Annotated in this window: 13 protein-coding genes; 8 read left to right on the top strand and 5 right to left on the bottom strand. The window is 69.2% G+C overall.

Translation table 11 applies throughout. The features are described from left to right. Positions 1 to 8: 8 nt before the first annotated feature. The 4 genes from KCI33_RS02940 to KCI33_RS02925 all read left to right on the top strand — a co-directional run bounded on the left by KCI33_RS02940 (position 9) and on the right by KCI33_RS02925 (position 4347). Positions 9 to 1064, top strand: coding sequence for a 4-oxalomesaconate tautomerase (locus KCI33_RS02940; RefSeq protein ID WP_212523256.1), 1056 nt, complete (start codon positions 9 to 11; stop codon positions 1062 to 1064). A 55-nt stretch (positions 1065 to 1119) separates the two neighbouring features. Further along, positions 1120 to 2004, top strand: coding sequence for an NAD(P)-dependent oxidoreductase (locus KCI33_RS02935; protein ID WP_212523255.1), 885 nt, complete (start codon positions 1120 to 1122; stop codon positions 2002 to 2004). Positions 2005 to 2153: 149 nt separating this feature from the next. Further along, complete coding sequence (locus KCI33_RS02930) at positions 2154 to 3071, top strand: methylenetetrahydrofolate reductase (RefSeq protein ID WP_212523254.1); 918 nt, start codon at positions 2154 to 2156, stop codon at positions 3069 to 3071. A 73-nt stretch (positions 3072 to 3144) separates the two neighbouring features. After that, positions 3145 to 4347, top strand: coding sequence for a LysR family transcriptional regulator (locus KCI33_RS02925; protein ID WP_212523253.1), 1203 nt, complete (start codon positions 3145 to 3147; stop codon positions 4345 to 4347). Positions 4348 to 4435: 88 nt separating this feature from the next. Here KCI33_RS02925 and KCI33_RS02920 read toward each other — a convergent pair whose 3' ends face one another. The 4 genes from KCI33_RS02920 to KCI33_RS02905 all read right to left on the bottom strand — a co-directional run bounded on the left by KCI33_RS02920 (position 4436) and on the right by KCI33_RS02905 (position 8334). Next, positions 4436 to 5293 (bottom strand): NAD(P)-dependent oxidoreductase, encoded by an 858-nt coding sequence (locus tag KCI33_RS02920; RefSeq protein ID WP_212523252.1) that lies wholly within the window; start codon positions 5291 to 5293, stop codon positions 4436 to 4438. After that, positions 5290 to 6093 (bottom strand): glycosyltransferase, encoded by an 804-nt coding sequence (locus KCI33_RS02915; protein WP_212523251.1) that lies wholly within the window; start codon positions 6091 to 6093, stop codon positions 5290 to 5292. The genes KCI33_RS02920 and KCI33_RS02915 overlap by 4 nt, the downstream gene beginning before the upstream one ends. Continuing rightward, a complete protein-coding gene (locus KCI33_RS02910; protein ID WP_212523250.1) occupies positions 6090 to 7310 on the bottom strand; it encodes an NAD-dependent epimerase/dehydratase family protein in 1221 nt (406 codons plus the stop codon). Before KCI33_RS02910 ends, KCI33_RS02915 begins: the two co-directional genes overlap by 4 nt. A gap of 460 nt (positions 7311 to 7770) precedes the next feature. Further along, positions 7771 to 8334 carry a DUF882 domain-containing protein gene (locus KCI33_RS02905; protein WP_212523249.1) on the bottom strand — a complete coding sequence of 188 codons (564 nt, stop codon included), beginning with the start codon at positions 8332 to 8334 and terminating at the stop codon, positions 7771 to 7773. A gap of 326 nt (positions 8335 to 8660) precedes the next feature. On the opposite strand from KCI33_RS02905, the gene KCI33_RS02900 reads away from it, so the two are divergent. The 4 genes from KCI33_RS02900 to KCI33_RS02885 all read left to right on the top strand — a co-directional run bounded on the left by KCI33_RS02900 (position 8661) and on the right by KCI33_RS02885 (position 12925). Then, on the top strand, positions 8661 to 10268 hold the full coding sequence (locus KCI33_RS02900) for a L,D-transpeptidase family protein (protein ID WP_212523248.1): 1608 nt from the start codon (positions 8661 to 8663) through the stop codon (positions 10266 to 10268). 61 nt (positions 10269 to 10329) lie between these two features. Next, positions 10330 to 11421, top strand: coding sequence for a UDP-3-O-(3-hydroxymyristoyl)glucosamine N-acyltransferase (locus KCI33_RS02895; protein WP_212523375.1), 1092 nt, complete (start codon positions 10330 to 10332; stop codon positions 11419 to 11421). 32 nt (positions 11422 to 11453) lie between these two features. Further along, positions 11454 to 11720 (top strand): acyl carrier protein, encoded by a 267-nt coding sequence (locus KCI33_RS02890; protein WP_212523247.1) that lies wholly within the window; start codon positions 11454 to 11456, stop codon positions 11718 to 11720. Beyond that, entirely contained in the window at positions 11717 to 12925 is a 1209-nt protein-coding gene (locus KCI33_RS02885) for a beta-ketoacyl-[acyl-carrier-protein] synthase family protein (protein WP_212523246.1), read from the top strand. The genes KCI33_RS02890 and KCI33_RS02885 overlap by 4 nt, the downstream gene beginning before the upstream one ends. An 85-nt stretch (positions 12926 to 13010) precedes the next feature. Here KCI33_RS02885 and KCI33_RS02880 read toward each other — a convergent pair whose 3' ends face one another. Beyond that, positions 13011 to 13607: an invasion associated locus B family protein gene (locus tag KCI33_RS02880; protein WP_212523245.1), complete on the bottom strand. Its 597-nt coding sequence runs from the start codon at positions 13605 to 13607 to the stop codon at positions 13011 to 13013. Positions 13608 to 13799: the final 192 nt, after the last annotated feature.

Genomic DNA, 13799 nt, shown 5'->3' with positions numbered 1-13799 from the left:
GCCGCGTCATGAGACAGGCGCGCTGCATGTGGATGCGCGGCGGCACCTCAAAGGGCGGCTATTTCCTGGCCGAGGATCTGCCGCAGGACGCGGCGGCGCGCGACGCCTTCCTGCTGGGCGTCATGGGCTCGCCCGATCCGCGACAGATCGACGGCATGGGCGGGGCCAGCCCGCTGACCTCGAAGGTGGCGGTGGTCCGGCCCTCGGCGCGGGAGGGGGTGGATGTGGATTACCTGTTCCTCCAGGTGTTCGTGGACCGCGCCCTGGTGTCCGACGCGCAGAACTGCGGCAACATCCTGGCCGGGGTCGGGCCCTTCGCGGTGGAGCGCGGCCTGGTCGCCGCGCAGGACGGCGAGACGCCGGTGCGGATCTTCATGGAGAACACCGGGCAGCTGGCCGTGGCGCGCGTGGCCACGCCGGGCGGGCGCGTCAGCTATGCCGGCGCGGCGCGGATCGACGGCGTGCCCGGCACCGCCGCGCCGGTGCCCATCGCCTTTCGCGACACGGCAGGGTCGTCCTGCGGGGCGCTGCTGCCGACGGGGAACGCCAGCGACGAGATCGCGGGCGTCGACTGCACGCTGATCGACAACGGCATGCCCTGCGTTGTGATGCGCGCCGACGCCTTCGGGCTGAGCGGGCAGGAGGCGCCGGAGGAGCTGGAGGCCAACGCTGCCCTGCGCGACAGGCTGGAGGCGATCCGCCTCAAGGCCGGGCCGATGATGAACCTCGGCGATGTGGCGGAGAAATCCGTGCCCAAGATGACGCTGGTCTCGGCCCCGCGAGCGGGCGGCGCGGTCGCCACGCGGACCTTCATCCCGCACCGCTGCCACGCCTCGATCGGGGTGCTGGGGGCGGTCTCGGTCGCCTCTGCCTGCCTGCTGCCCGAAGGCCCCGCGCGCGAGGTCGCGGTGCTGCCCGGCGGCGCGGAACAGGCGCTGTCGGTCGAGCACCCCAGCGGCGAGACCACGGTCATCGCCACCCTTTCGGGCGGCGAGATCGCCGAGGCCGCAGTGCTCAGGACGGCGCGCAAGCTGATGGACGGGACCGTTTTCGCGCCGGTCTGAGCGCGCGTTTCGAGGCGGGGCCGCAACGATGGATTTCGAGAAACAGGGGGCCGGCATGAAAGACTGTGCATTCATCGGATATGGCGAGGCGGCGCGGGCCTTCCGCGAGACGCTCGCGGAACACGCGCCGGAAATGTCCTTCCGCGCCTATGACATCAAGCTCGACGGCGCCGGGGGCGAGGAGATGCGCGCGGCGATGCGGCGCGACGGCGTGACGATCGCGCCCAGCCCCGCGGCGCTGGCCGGCAGCGGCTGGGTCTTCAGCGCGGTGACCGCCGACCAGTCGCTTGCCGCGGCGCGCTCGGTGGCGTCGCATATCGGCGCGGGCACGGTCTTCATCGACATCAATTCGGTCTCGCCGGGCCGCAAGCGCGAGACCGCTGCGCTGATCGAAAAGGGCGGGGCGGCCTATCTCGACATGGCGGTGATGGCGCCGGTGCATCCGCGCGGCCACCGGACCCCGGTGCTGGTGGCGGGCGCGGCGCTGGCGCTGGCGCTGCCGCGGCTCAAGGCGCTGGGGTTCGACTACCGCGTCGCGGGCGAGGCGGCGGGCGCGGCCACGGCGATCAAGATGATCCGGTCGCAATTCGTCAAGGGTCTGGAGGCGATCACGGTGGAGACGCTCCTGGCGGCCGAGGCCGCTGGCGTCTTCGGCGAGATCCTCGCCTCGCTGTCGTCGAGCTACCCCGGCCTGGGCTGGCCCGATTTCGCCGAATACCAGTTCGAGCGCACGCTGCGCCACGGGGCGCGTCGTGCGGCGGAGATGGAGGAAAGCGCGGCGACCGTCGCCGCGCTCGGCCTCAACGGCGGGCTCGGCGCGGAGGTCGCGGCCGTGCAGGCGGCGATGGGGCAGGCCGGCGCCGCCTGCCGGCCGCGCGCGACGCTGCATGAGACCGTTGCCGCGGCGCTGGCGACGCGGCGCGACGGGCAATCCGGCTGACCGGCGCGCCGGCGGGCGGGCCGCCGGAGGCGCATGGATACACGGTCCGGCGAAAACCGGCGCTCAGGCAGATCGGTCCGGGAAAAAACTTGATGGCCTCGCCTCGATGTATACATTGAGGGTGCGAGTTCGGCAGGAGGAGAGAGGCCATGCTCAGTTTCATCGGGAGGCCCGGTCGCCGGGGAGAGGCCACTGGTGCCGGGCTGCACAGCATCCTGCAGGGTTATTCGATCGAGGTCATGCCGCGCACGGCCGCCACGATCGGGGATTTCCGCGAGGTGCTGCCCGAGGGCACGCGGGTATACATCGCTCATATAGAGGGCACGCCGATCGAGGACATGGTGGCGACGGCCGCGCGCCTGGCCGGGCAGGGCTTCGCGGTGATGCCGCATTTCCCCGCCCGGATCATCCGCGACCGGGCGATGCTTGGAGACTGGATCAAGCGCTATCGCGGCGAGGCCGGGGTCGATCAGGCGCTGCTGCTGGCCGGCGGCCTGGCCGCGCCCCGCGGCGACTTCGAGAATTCCATGCAGCTGATGGAGACGGGCCTTTTCGACGCGCAGGGCTTTGCCCGGCTGCATGTCGCGGGCCACCCGGAGGGCAACCGCGACATCGACCCCGACGGCGGCAGCCGCGCGGTGGACGAGGCGCTGCGCTGGAAACAGGCGTTCTCCGAGCGCAGCGACGCCGAAATGGCGATCGTGACCCAGTTCGTCTTTGAGGCGCGACCCGTGCTCGACTGGGCGGCGCGGCTGCGGGCGGCGGGGATCGGCCTGCCGGTGCATGTCGGTATCGCGGGCCCCGCGAAGCTGCAGACGCTGATCAAATTCGCCATCGCCTGCGGGGTCGGCCCGTCGCTCAAGGTGCTGCAAAAGCGCGCGAAGGATGTCTCCAGGCTGCTGCAGCCTTACGAGCCGACCGAGATCCTGACCGATTTCGCCGAAGCGCAGGCTCTGTCGGGGGGGGCGGCGGTGGCGAAAATCCATTTCTTCCCCCTCGGCGGCATCAGGGCCTGCGCCGACTGGGCCGGCAATCACGGCGCCCTGCCGATGCGGGCCGCCGGGTAGGGCGCCGCCCCGGCTTGCCGGGCGCGCGCCGCGCTTGCTATCACGGAAGGGATAGGGGGCGCAGGGGCGGGAAATGACGAACAAGATGTGGCTTCCCAACCTCCGGCACCTGGCCGGGGTTCTGGCCATCGCCCGGCTCGGCACGATGACCGACGCGGCGGCGGAGCTGAACCTGTCGCAGCCGGCGCTGGCGCAGGGCATCGCCGCGATCGAGCGCGACCTCGGCATCGCGCTGTTCATCCGCAGCAGCCGGGGCATGGATCTCAGCGAGGCCGGGCGGCTTTTCGTCGCTCGCCTCGGCCGCGGCTTCGGCTACCTCGATCAGGCCGCGCGCATGTCGGGGATCGGGAACCTGCACCGCACGCTGACGCTCAACCAGGCGCAGAGCCTGATCGCGGTGGCGGAATCGGGCGGCATCCGGGCCTCTGCGCCGCAGATTGGCCGGTCGGTCTCGGCGGTCAGCCGGGCCTGCCGGCGGCTGGAGGACCAGGCGGGCGCGCAGCTGTTCGAACAGACCTCGACCGGGTTGCGCGCGACCCGCCGGGGCGAGGAACTGGCGCGCCTGATCAAGCTCGCCCTGAACGAGATGCGCCAGGCGGTCGAGGATGTCAGGAGTTGGCACGGGGTCTACACCGGGCGGCTGGCCATCGGCTGCCTGCCGCTGGCGCAATCCTCGATCCTGCCGGAGGCGCTGAACCGTTTCGCCGTGGAATTTCCCGAGGTCGGCCCGCAGGTGGTGGATGGCTATTACGCCAGCCTCGCGCGCGCTCTGCGCCGCGGCGATCTGGATTTCCTGGTCGGCGCGCTGCGGCGGAACGACCTGCCGGACGGGCTGGTGCAGCACCGGCTGTTCACCGACGTTCTGGTGGTGGCGGCCGCGCCCGCGCACCCGCTGGCCGGCGTGGCCGGGGTCGGGCTGAACGATCTGGCGGGTTTCCCCTGGATCGCGCCGCGGATCGGCGCGCCCTCGCGCTCCTATTTCGAGCAGATGCACGCCCGTCTCAGCGTCCCCTCCGGGGTGCCGAAGCCGATCGAGACCGGATCGCACAGCGTGATGCGGGGGCTTCTGATGGGGTCGGAGCGGCTGACGCTGATCTCCAAGACCCAGGTCGCGCGCGACATCCGGCTGGGGCTGCTGGCACGCATCGATGTCGAACTGCCGGACAGCGAGCGGGAGATCGGTGTCACCCATATCGAGGGCTGGCTGCCAAGCGTCGCCCAGGCGCGTTTCCTCGAGATCCTGCGCGACGTCGTCAGGGACCGCGCGGGCGGCTGAGCGGGCCGCGGTCGGGGCGTCGCGTTCGGGCGGCGGCCGCGCGCCCCAGGGCGGGGGCGGGGCATGAGTATTTTCGCCAAGAAGAAGGTCAGAGCATCGCCGGCAGGCTGGCCGCGAGCCTGTCTTCGCCGCCCGGGCGCCAGCCGAGGCGGGCGAGGCGGGTGCAGGTCATGGCGCTGACCGGGTTGCCCGCGCGCGCGGGCGGCGGATGCGGGCAGCCGGTGAGGGCGGCGACGCGGGCCAGCAGGTCGTGCCGGTCGAGGGTCAGGTCAGAGGCGTTGAAGGCGCCGGTTTGCGTGTTCCGCAGCAGCAGGCGCGCGGCGGCGGCGAGGTCGAGGCCATGCAGTTCGGTCGCGCGGCGGGGCTCGACGGGGCGGCCGGAAAGGTAGGCGTCAAAGAGGGTGGCCCATTTGTGGCGCCGGCGCGGACCTGCGGGGCCGTAGATGCCGGTGGCGCGCAGGCTGGCGGTGGCGAAGCCGGGGGCGGCAAGGGCCGCGAGCGCCTGTTCGGCCTGCCATTTGACATCGCCGTAGAGCGTGTCGGGGCGCGGGGCCAGATCCTCGGACAGCGGCGTGCCGGGCGGGTAGGCGCCGTAGACCGCGCGCGAGGAGAGGAACAGGACACGGGTGAGGCCGGCGGATTTCGCCGCCTCGAAGAGGCGCAGCGAGCCGTCGAGATTGGCGCGGGTGAACCCGGCCGGATCGTCGCCCTCGCCGCCGCGGTAGCGTCCGGGCGCGTGCAGGAAGGCGCAGTGGATCAGAGCGTCAAACCCGTCGAGCGGCGGCGTCTCGCCCAGCGCGTAGGGCAGATGCGCCACCGGGGCGGAGAAGAAATCCGCGCGGGGCGGGGTTCGGCCAAGCACGCCCACCCGGTCGCCCGCGGCGAGCGCCGCCTCGACCAGGAAGCGGCCGACGAGGCCGGTGCCGCCGGTGATGGCGAGCCTCATCGCGCGGGCTCCGGCAGGTCGGAGAGCGCGGGGACGGGGCCGTCGCCGGCGTAAGCCTGCCACAGCTCGATCAGCGGGCGCAGGCGGTCGGCCTTGTCGTGATCCTGCCAGGGTTTTTCATATTGGAAATGCAGCACCCGGATGGCGTCCCAACTCCACAGATCGGGCAGGTTGAACCAGACATATTGCAGCATGTTGGCAAAGACCGGCAGGCCGTGCCAGTCGGGGAAGAACGCCTGCAGGAAGCTCTGGTCGGTGCGCCGCCAGAAGGCGCCGGGCCGGTCGAGCCGTTCCAGCATCGCGTCGAAGGTCGCGGGATCGGGCCGGGCGGTGAAGACGCCGGAATTCATGCGGTGAAAATCGGCGAGGCTTTCGTAGACATTGGGGGCGGCGCAGAATTCGGGATAGGCGAAGAGCCTGTCGATATTGCGCAGCACCAGGGTGTCGGCATCCAGAAACACCACCGCCTCATAGTCGAGCTGCCAGAGCCGGAGCTTGGCGAAATTGTCGAGCGGCGTGTGGAAGGCGGGCTTGGCGCCCTTGGTGAAGGGGGCGGCGGCGTGCAGGGCCTGGCGCGCATGGCGGGCGTTGAAATCGGCGGAGGTGGGCAGAAGGTCGACCTCGACCAGGCGCGCGCCCAGGGCGGCGAGGGGGGCGAGCGCCGCGTCCGCCACGCCGCCGGTGTGCATCACCACGATATCGGCCGGTGTGCCGCTCAGCGCGAGGGAACGGACCAGCGCCCGCGCCCCCAGCGCGAAATCGGCATTGGTCACCAGCGTGACATAGGCGTTGCGGCTCATGACACCGATTTCAGATGCGGCGCCTCGGGGTCGGTGACCACGCGTTTGGCCAGGTCCTTGGTCCAGGCGGACACCGCCGGCACATGCTTGCGGTCGATGCGATGGGCGAATTTGCGGGCCACCTCGACGACCTCGCTCAGCAGGCCCGCCTCCAGCGTGGTCGGGTTCAGGCCGAGGCAGAGGAACTGGTCGTTCCGGACGATCAGGTCGTTCTCGGCGGCCTCCTTGCGCGGGTTGGGCAGGTAGGCGACCCGGGCGCCGGTCAGCCGGGCGATCAGCTCGGCCAGGTCGCGCACGCGGTGGGTCTCGGTCATCTGGTTGAAGATTTTCACCCGGTCGCCGGATTTCGGCGCGTCGTTCAGCGCCAGCTCGATGCAGCGCACCGAGTCCTGCAGGTGGATGAAGGCGCGGGTCTGCCCGCCCGTGCCATGCACTGTCAGCGGATAGTCGATCGCCGCCTGGATCAGGAAGCGGTTGAGCACGGTGCCATAGTCGCCGTCATAATCGAAGCGGTTGATCAGCTGCGGGTGGCGCCGCGTCTGGTCGGTATGCGTCCCCCAGACGATGCCCTGGTGCAGATCGGTGATCCTGAGCCCGTCGTTCTGGGCATAGAACTGAAACAGGATCTGATCGAGGCTCTTGGTCATGTGATAGACTGAGCCGGGGCGGGTGGGATAGAGGATCTCCAGCCCCTTCTTCTCGCCCTCGAGATTCTCGATCTCGACGTCGAGATAGCCCTCGGGGATGGCGGCGCCGACCGAGGAATAGCCGTAGACGCCCATCGTCCCCAGGTGCACCAGATGCGCGTCGATGCCGGTCTCGACCATCGCGGTCAGCAGGTTGTGCGTCGCGTTGACGTTGTTGTTGACGGTGTAGACCTTGTGGCGGTCGGATTTCATCGAATAGGGCGCGGCGCGCTGTTCGGCGAAATGGATGATCGCGTCGGGGCGGTGATCGGCCAGCCATTTGCGGACCAGTTCATATTCCTTGGCCAGATCGAGCAGGTGGAAGCGGATCTCGTTGCCGGTCTCCTGCTTCCAGATGCGGCAGCGTTCCTGGATCGAGTCCATCGGCGTGAGCGATTGCACGCCCAGTTCGGTGTCGATCCAGCGGCGGGAGAGGTTGTCGACGATATGCACCTCATGGCCGAGGCTTGACAGGTGAAGCGAGGTCGGCCAGCCGCAGAAACCATCACCGCCAAGAACCGCAATCTTCATCGAAATCTCCTTTCGGATGCCGCTGGGACGCGGGCGCCCCGGTTTCGTTCCCGATAAGGTTGACGCAAGTCAAAGTCATTTGAAAGTTTTGTGTCAGGCCGGGCCGGCGGAGTGTTGCCGGGCGCCCTGCGTCACGGGCGGTCAGCGGCAAGACCATCGACCCGGCCCGGCCGGCCAACCTCCACGTCCTGGCGGCGGATCGGATCGCGTCCTTCGCGGTGGCGGATGCCCATCTGCCGAGGGTCGGGGATGCTTTCCTGTCGCGCGCCTGCGCCTGGGTGATTGCCGGCTGCGACAGCGTGGCCTCACCCCCGAACAGGAGCGCTATCTGCAACAGGCTGAGCCCGCCCCGCGTGTGCGGCGGCAGAACCGGCGCGGGCGCAACGCAACAGCGCCGCTGGAGGCTGTCCAGCGGCGCTGTTTCAAGTTCCGGTTCGGCAAAGGGGGCAGGGCGCCGCGGTCAGCTGCCCCAGCTGCGGACCGGGCCGCAATCCATGTGCACGAAGTTCGATCGCGAGTATTTGCCCACGCCGCCGGCACTGCAGGCCATGGCGGCGCTGTAGATCTGGCCGACCGAACGCGACTTCAGCCGCAGGTCGGCGGCCTCGCCCTTCATGTGGCGCGAATTCTTGGCCACCCCGCGCGAACGGGCGCGCAGCATCGCGTTGGTCTCCGGCGAGCGATAGCCCGAGAGCAGCATGTAGGGCTCGTCGGTGTCCATCAGCCGGTGCGCGGCGGTCATGATGTCGATGGTGCGGGTGTCGATCCGCATCACCTTGTCGTTGCGCCAGTCGCGCATGAAATGGGTGATCTCGTCGATGGCTTCCTGGATGTATTCGCCTTCGATCCAGTAGATCGTGTCGATGCTTTCACCGGTGCGGCCGGAATACATGCGGATCTTGCGGATATCGCCGGCCCCACGGGTGAAAGCGAAGGCCTTGCTGAGGGGGGCCGCTGCGACGGTGGTTGCCGCGAAAGCCCCGAGTAGCCCCCGCCGGGTCATGCCGGAAATCTGTCGTGTCATGTAGACGCCTGTCCTGTCGCTGCTCGCCGCCGTTTTGGCGGCTCTTTGGTTGGTCCACTTCCCCAAGTGCGACCTTTTTATGGCACAGACCTGGCGGCAGCCCAATAGGCTGTGCGCCCGCCGCGCGGCGTTCCGGCCGAAATCGGCGGGATTTTGCTCAAATGTCCCGGATGTGACCGAAATACTTGGCCCCGCCGCGATTGCGGGCTGCGTGCAACACCGGCGCGGCGACGGGCGCAACCTGCGGAAATGTGAGTGGACAGCCTTTCGCGGATCACCCACAATGGCTGCCGCGCGCAAACAGATCAATTATTTCCGAGGTTTCAATGACGCTCGCCCGGTTCCGCATTTCGGCCCTCACCCCCCTTGTCGCCCTCGTTCTGGCGCTAGGCTTCCTTGCCGCGCCGGTCGCGGCCGCGACCACGGTGACCGCCTACAAGCAGGCGGTGGCCGAGGCCGCCGCGCGCGACGAGGCGCTGGCCGAGTTCTACCGGGGCCGCGACTACGCGCCGATCTGGACCTCGCGCGGCGACGCCGCGCGCCGCCGCGCCTTTCTCGAGGCGCTGTCGCGCGCCGACGACCACGGGTTGCCGCGCGGCCGCTATGACGCGGACACCCTCGCCGCGTTGTTCCGCGACGCCCGCAGTCAGCGCGACATCGGCCGCGTTGAGGTCGAGGCCAGCCGGCTGTTCCTGCAATACGCGCAGGACATCCAGACCGGCGTGCTCGATCCCGGCCGGATCGACGACGGCATCAAGCGCCGCCCGCCGCGTCGCGACCGGCTGGCCCAGCTGGAGGCCTTCGCCAAGAGTTCGCCCAAGGGCTATCTGAAGAACCTGACGCCGAAATCGCCGGAATACACCCGCCTGATGGCCGAGAAACTGCGGCTGGAGCGGCTGCTCGGCCGCGGCGGCTGGGGCGCCGAGGTGCCGGGCGGCAAGCTGGAACCGGGCGACAGCGGTCCGCGGGTGGTGGCGCTGCGCAACCGGCTGATCGCCATGGGCTACATGGAGCGCTCGGCCTCGCAGAGTTACGACGCTGACCTGCAGAAGGCGGTGCAGCTGTTCCAGGGCGAGCACGGGATGAACCCCGACGGCGTGGCGGGGCCGGCGACGCTGGAGCAGGTCAACCTGCCGGTCGAGACCCGCCTGCAGCAGGTGATCGTGGCCATGGAGCGCGAGCGCTGGCTGGGCCCCGACCGCGGCAAGCGCCACGTTCTGGTCAATATCACCGATTTCCACGCCCGGATCATCGAGGACGGCAAGGTCGATTTCATCACCCGTTCGGTGGTGGGGATGAACGCCCACGACCGGCGCACGCCCGAATTCTCGGACGTGATGGAGCACATGATCATCAACCCGACCTGGAACGTGCCGCGCTCCATCGCGGTCAAGGAATACCTGCCGGAGCTGCAGAAGGACCCGTATGCCGCCGGCCACCTGCGCCTGATCGACGCCTCCGGGCGCGTGGTCAGCCGCGACGGGGTGGATTTCACGCAATACAACGCGCGCAACTTCCCCTTTGACATGAAAGAGCCGCCCTCGCGCGGCAATGCGCTGGGGCGGGTGAAGTTCATGTTCCCCAACCGGCACAACATCTATCTGCACGACACGCCGTCCAAGCATCTGTTCGCGCGCGAGGTGCGGGCCTTCAGCCACGGCTGCATCCGACTCAGCGATCCGTTCGATTTCGCCTATGAGCTGCTGGCCGGGCAGGTCAGCGACCCAGTGGGCTTCTTCAAGGCCAAGCTGGACACCGGGGTCGAGACCCAGGTCGATCTGGCCCGCCCGCTGCCGGTGCATATCATCTACCGGACGGCGATGAGCTCGCCCAAGGGGCGGATGGAATACCGGCGCGACATCTATGGCCGCGACGCGCGGATTTTCGAGGCCCTCAGCGAGGCCGGGGTGGTGCTCCGCGCGGTTCAGGGCTAAACCTCTGCCCCACAGGACCGACGGGCCCGCATCGCGGGCTTGAGACGCAAAAGGGGGCATGATGGCCTATAGCATCGCGGAAATCGCCGACGCCCTCGGGGCCGAGGCCGTGGGAAATGCGTCGCTGCGCGTGACCGGAGCGGCCGAACCGGCCGGCGCGCGCGCCGATCAGCTGGCGCTGGCGATGGATCCGAAATACGCCGAGGGGCTGGCCCGCGGGCAGGCCCGCGCGGCGGTGCTCTGGGCCGGGGCCGACTGGCAGGCGCTGGGGCTGGAGGCCGCGATCCTGGTGCCGCGCCCGCGCTACGCGATGGCGGGCCTCACCCGGCTGATGGACCCGGGCCCCGAGATCGCGCCGGGCGTCCACCCCAGCGCGGTGATCGACCCCTCGGCCGAGATCGGCGCGGGCGCGGCGATCGGCCCCTTCGTGGTGATCGGCCGCGGCGCGACGATCGGCGCGCGCGCGCGTATCGCCGCGCATGTGTCGATCGCCGAGGACGCCCGGATCGGCGAGGACGCGCTGCTTTGCGCCGGGGTCCGGATCGGCGCGCGGGTGGTGATCGGCGACCGCTTCATCGCCCAGCCCGGCGCGGTGATCGGCGCCGACGGCTTTTCCTTCGTCACCCCCGAGAAATCCACCGTCGAACAGGTGCGCGAGACCATGGGCCAGGTGCAGGAGGCGGCGCGGCAAAGCTGGACGCGCATCCATTCGCTGGGCTCGGTGCGGATCGGCGACGATGTCGAGGTCGGCGCCAACGCGGCGATCGACCGCGGCACGGTTCGCGACACCGAGGTCGGCTCGGGCTGCAAGATCGACAACCTCGTGCATCTCGCCCATAACGTGGTGACCGGGCGCGACTGCCTGTTCGCGGCGCTGGTGGGCGTGGCAGGCTCGACCCGGATCGGGGACCGGGCGGTGTTCGGCGGTCAGGTGGGCGTGGCCGACAACCTGGTTATCGGCAGTGACGTGGTCGCCGGGGGCGGCACCAAGATCCTGTCCAACGTGCCCGCGGGCCGGGCGGTTCTGGGCTATCCGGCGATGAAAATGGAGAGCCATATCGAGATCTACAAGGGCCTGCGCCGGCTGCCGCGGCTGTTCGCGCAGGTGGCCGCGCTGCAAAAAGCGGTTTCAAAGACCGGCGAGAGCGACTAAATCAACGCCAAAGCAAGGGCAGAGGGAAAGCCATGTCGCAAAGCGTCAAGGACAAGGTGATCGGGATCATCGCCGAACAGGCGGTGCTGGATGTGGCGGATGTGACCATGGACAGCACGCTGGAGGATCTGGGGATCGACAGCCTCGGGCTGGTTGAATCGATCTTCGCCATCGAGGAGGCCTTCGACATCCAGGTGCCGTTCAACGCCAATGACCCCGCGTCCAGCGAGTTCGACATCTCGTCGGTCGCCACCATCGTGGCTGCGATCGAGGGGCTGGTGGCAGACCAGAAAGCATGAAGCGCGTCGTCATCACCGGCCAGGGCACGATCAACGCGCTTGGCCATAACGTGCCCGCCACGCTGGAGGCGATGCGCGAAGGGCGCTGCGGCATCGGCGAGCTGGACATCCGCGACGTGGACCGCCTGTCGATCCGCATCGGCGGGCAGGTGCGCGGCTACACCCCCGAGGAGCATTTCAACCGCCAGCAGATCGCGCTCTACGATCGCTTCACCCAGTTCACCCTGCTCGCCGCGAAACAGGCGCTGGCGCAATCGGGCCTGACCTTCACGGGCGAACTTGCGGCGCGCTCGGGCGTGGTGCTGGGAACCTCGGGCGGCGGCATGAACACGCTCGACGAGAACTACCGCTCGGTCTACGAGGACGGCAAGAACCGCGTGCACCCCTTCGTCGTGCCCAAGCTGATGAACAACGCCGCGGCCAGCCACGTCTCGATGGAATACAACCTCAAGGGGCCGAGCTTCACCGTGGCCACGGCCTGCGCCTCGTCGAACCACGCGATGGGGCAGGCGTTTCACCTGATTCGCAGCGGCATGGCCCCGGTGATGGTCACCGGCGGGTCGGAATCGATGCTGTGCTTCGGCGGCGTGAAGGCCTGGGAAGGGCTGCGCGTGATGTCCAAGGACGCCTGCCGCCCGTTCAGCGCCAACCGCAACGGCATGGTGCAGGGCGAGGGGGCCGCGATCTTCGTCTTCGAGGAATACGAGCACGCCCGCGCCCGCGGCGCCGATATCCTGGCCGAGGTGGTTGGCTTCGCCATGACCTCGGACGCCTCGGACATCGTCATGCCGAGCAAGCAGGGCGCGGCGCGCGCCATCTCCGGCGCCATCCGCGATGCGGGCCTGTCGCCCGAGGCGGTGGGCTATATCAACGCCCACGGCACCGGAACCGCGGCCAACGACAAGACCGAATGCGCCGCCGTGGCCGATGTTTTCGGCGCGCATGCCGACCGGCTGATGATCTCCTCGACCAAGTCGATGCACGGCCACCTGATCGGCGGCACCGGCGCGGTCGAACTGCTGGCCTGCATCATGGCCCTGCGCGACGGCGTCATCGCGCCCACCATCGGCTACGAGGAGCCCGACCCGGAATGCTCGCTCGACGTGGTTCCGAACGAGGCGCGCGAGGCCGATGTCGATGTCGTGCTGTCCAACGCCTTCGCCTTCGGTGGGCTGAACGCGGTGCTGGCGCTGCGCAAGATCTAGCCGCCGCGCCGGACGCGATTGGCGAATGTGAAAACGCCGCCCCACGGGGGGCGGCGTTTCGCGTTCCGTCCGGCTCTGTCCGGGATCACTTGGCCGGCAGATTGTTCGCGCGCACCGCGTCGAAGCCGGCGGTGAAGCCCTTCAGCGAAATGTCGAGGTCGACGGTCTGGTCGGGCGCAGCCATCGGCACGATGGTCAGGGTCGCCTTCGAGCCGCCCTTGAGCGCGGCCAGATCCTCGGCGGTGAAGCCGACGCGGGCGAAACATCCCGCCTGGCTGCACCAGGTGAAGGGGTAGACCTTGGCCTTGCCGGCATCGACGGCCAGGCGCAGCTGCTGGGTGAGCAGCGTTTCCAGCGGCGTGGCGATGGTGGCGCCGGCCACCGCGCCCTGCTCGCCGTTCACGGCAAAGACGCTGATCTCGGCGGTCGGGTTGTTCTCCGCATCCGACAACAGCTGGTAGAGCTGGCAGGGATCGGTCTGACCCTCGGGCGCGTGCACGCAGCGCAGTTGCCAGTCGCCGTGCTCTTCCTTGACATAGGTGGTGCCGACCTTGTCTTCGCCCTCCTGCTGGCCCAACGAGAGGGTGGGATCGGCTTGCGGTGCTGCCGCGTCCTGGGCCAATGCCGGCGTCGCCGCGCCAAGGGCCAGAACGCAGATCAGGGTCTTGAAAAGATCACGCATGTCATCTTTGCCTTCTGAGAATTTTCATCGGGGCCGATGTATCACGCGGGCCCGGCGGTGTCAGGCCGAAATCCCGGACGGGACGGGCGATCACGGCGGTTTTACGCCGGGCCTGTCACCAACGAGAAAAAGGGCCGCGGAACGGCCCCTTTCCGTAAGTGTGTTCTCCCCGTCGGACTGGCCGACTTAGTC

The organism is Actibacterium sp. MT2.3-13A (assembly GCF_018139985.1).
Lineage (GTDB): Bacteria > Pseudomonadota > Alphaproteobacteria > Rhodobacterales > Rhodobacteraceae > JAGSOU01.
The sequence above is the reverse complement of the archived record's forward strand: the minus strand, read 5'-3'. Positions and strand labels throughout refer to the sequence as shown.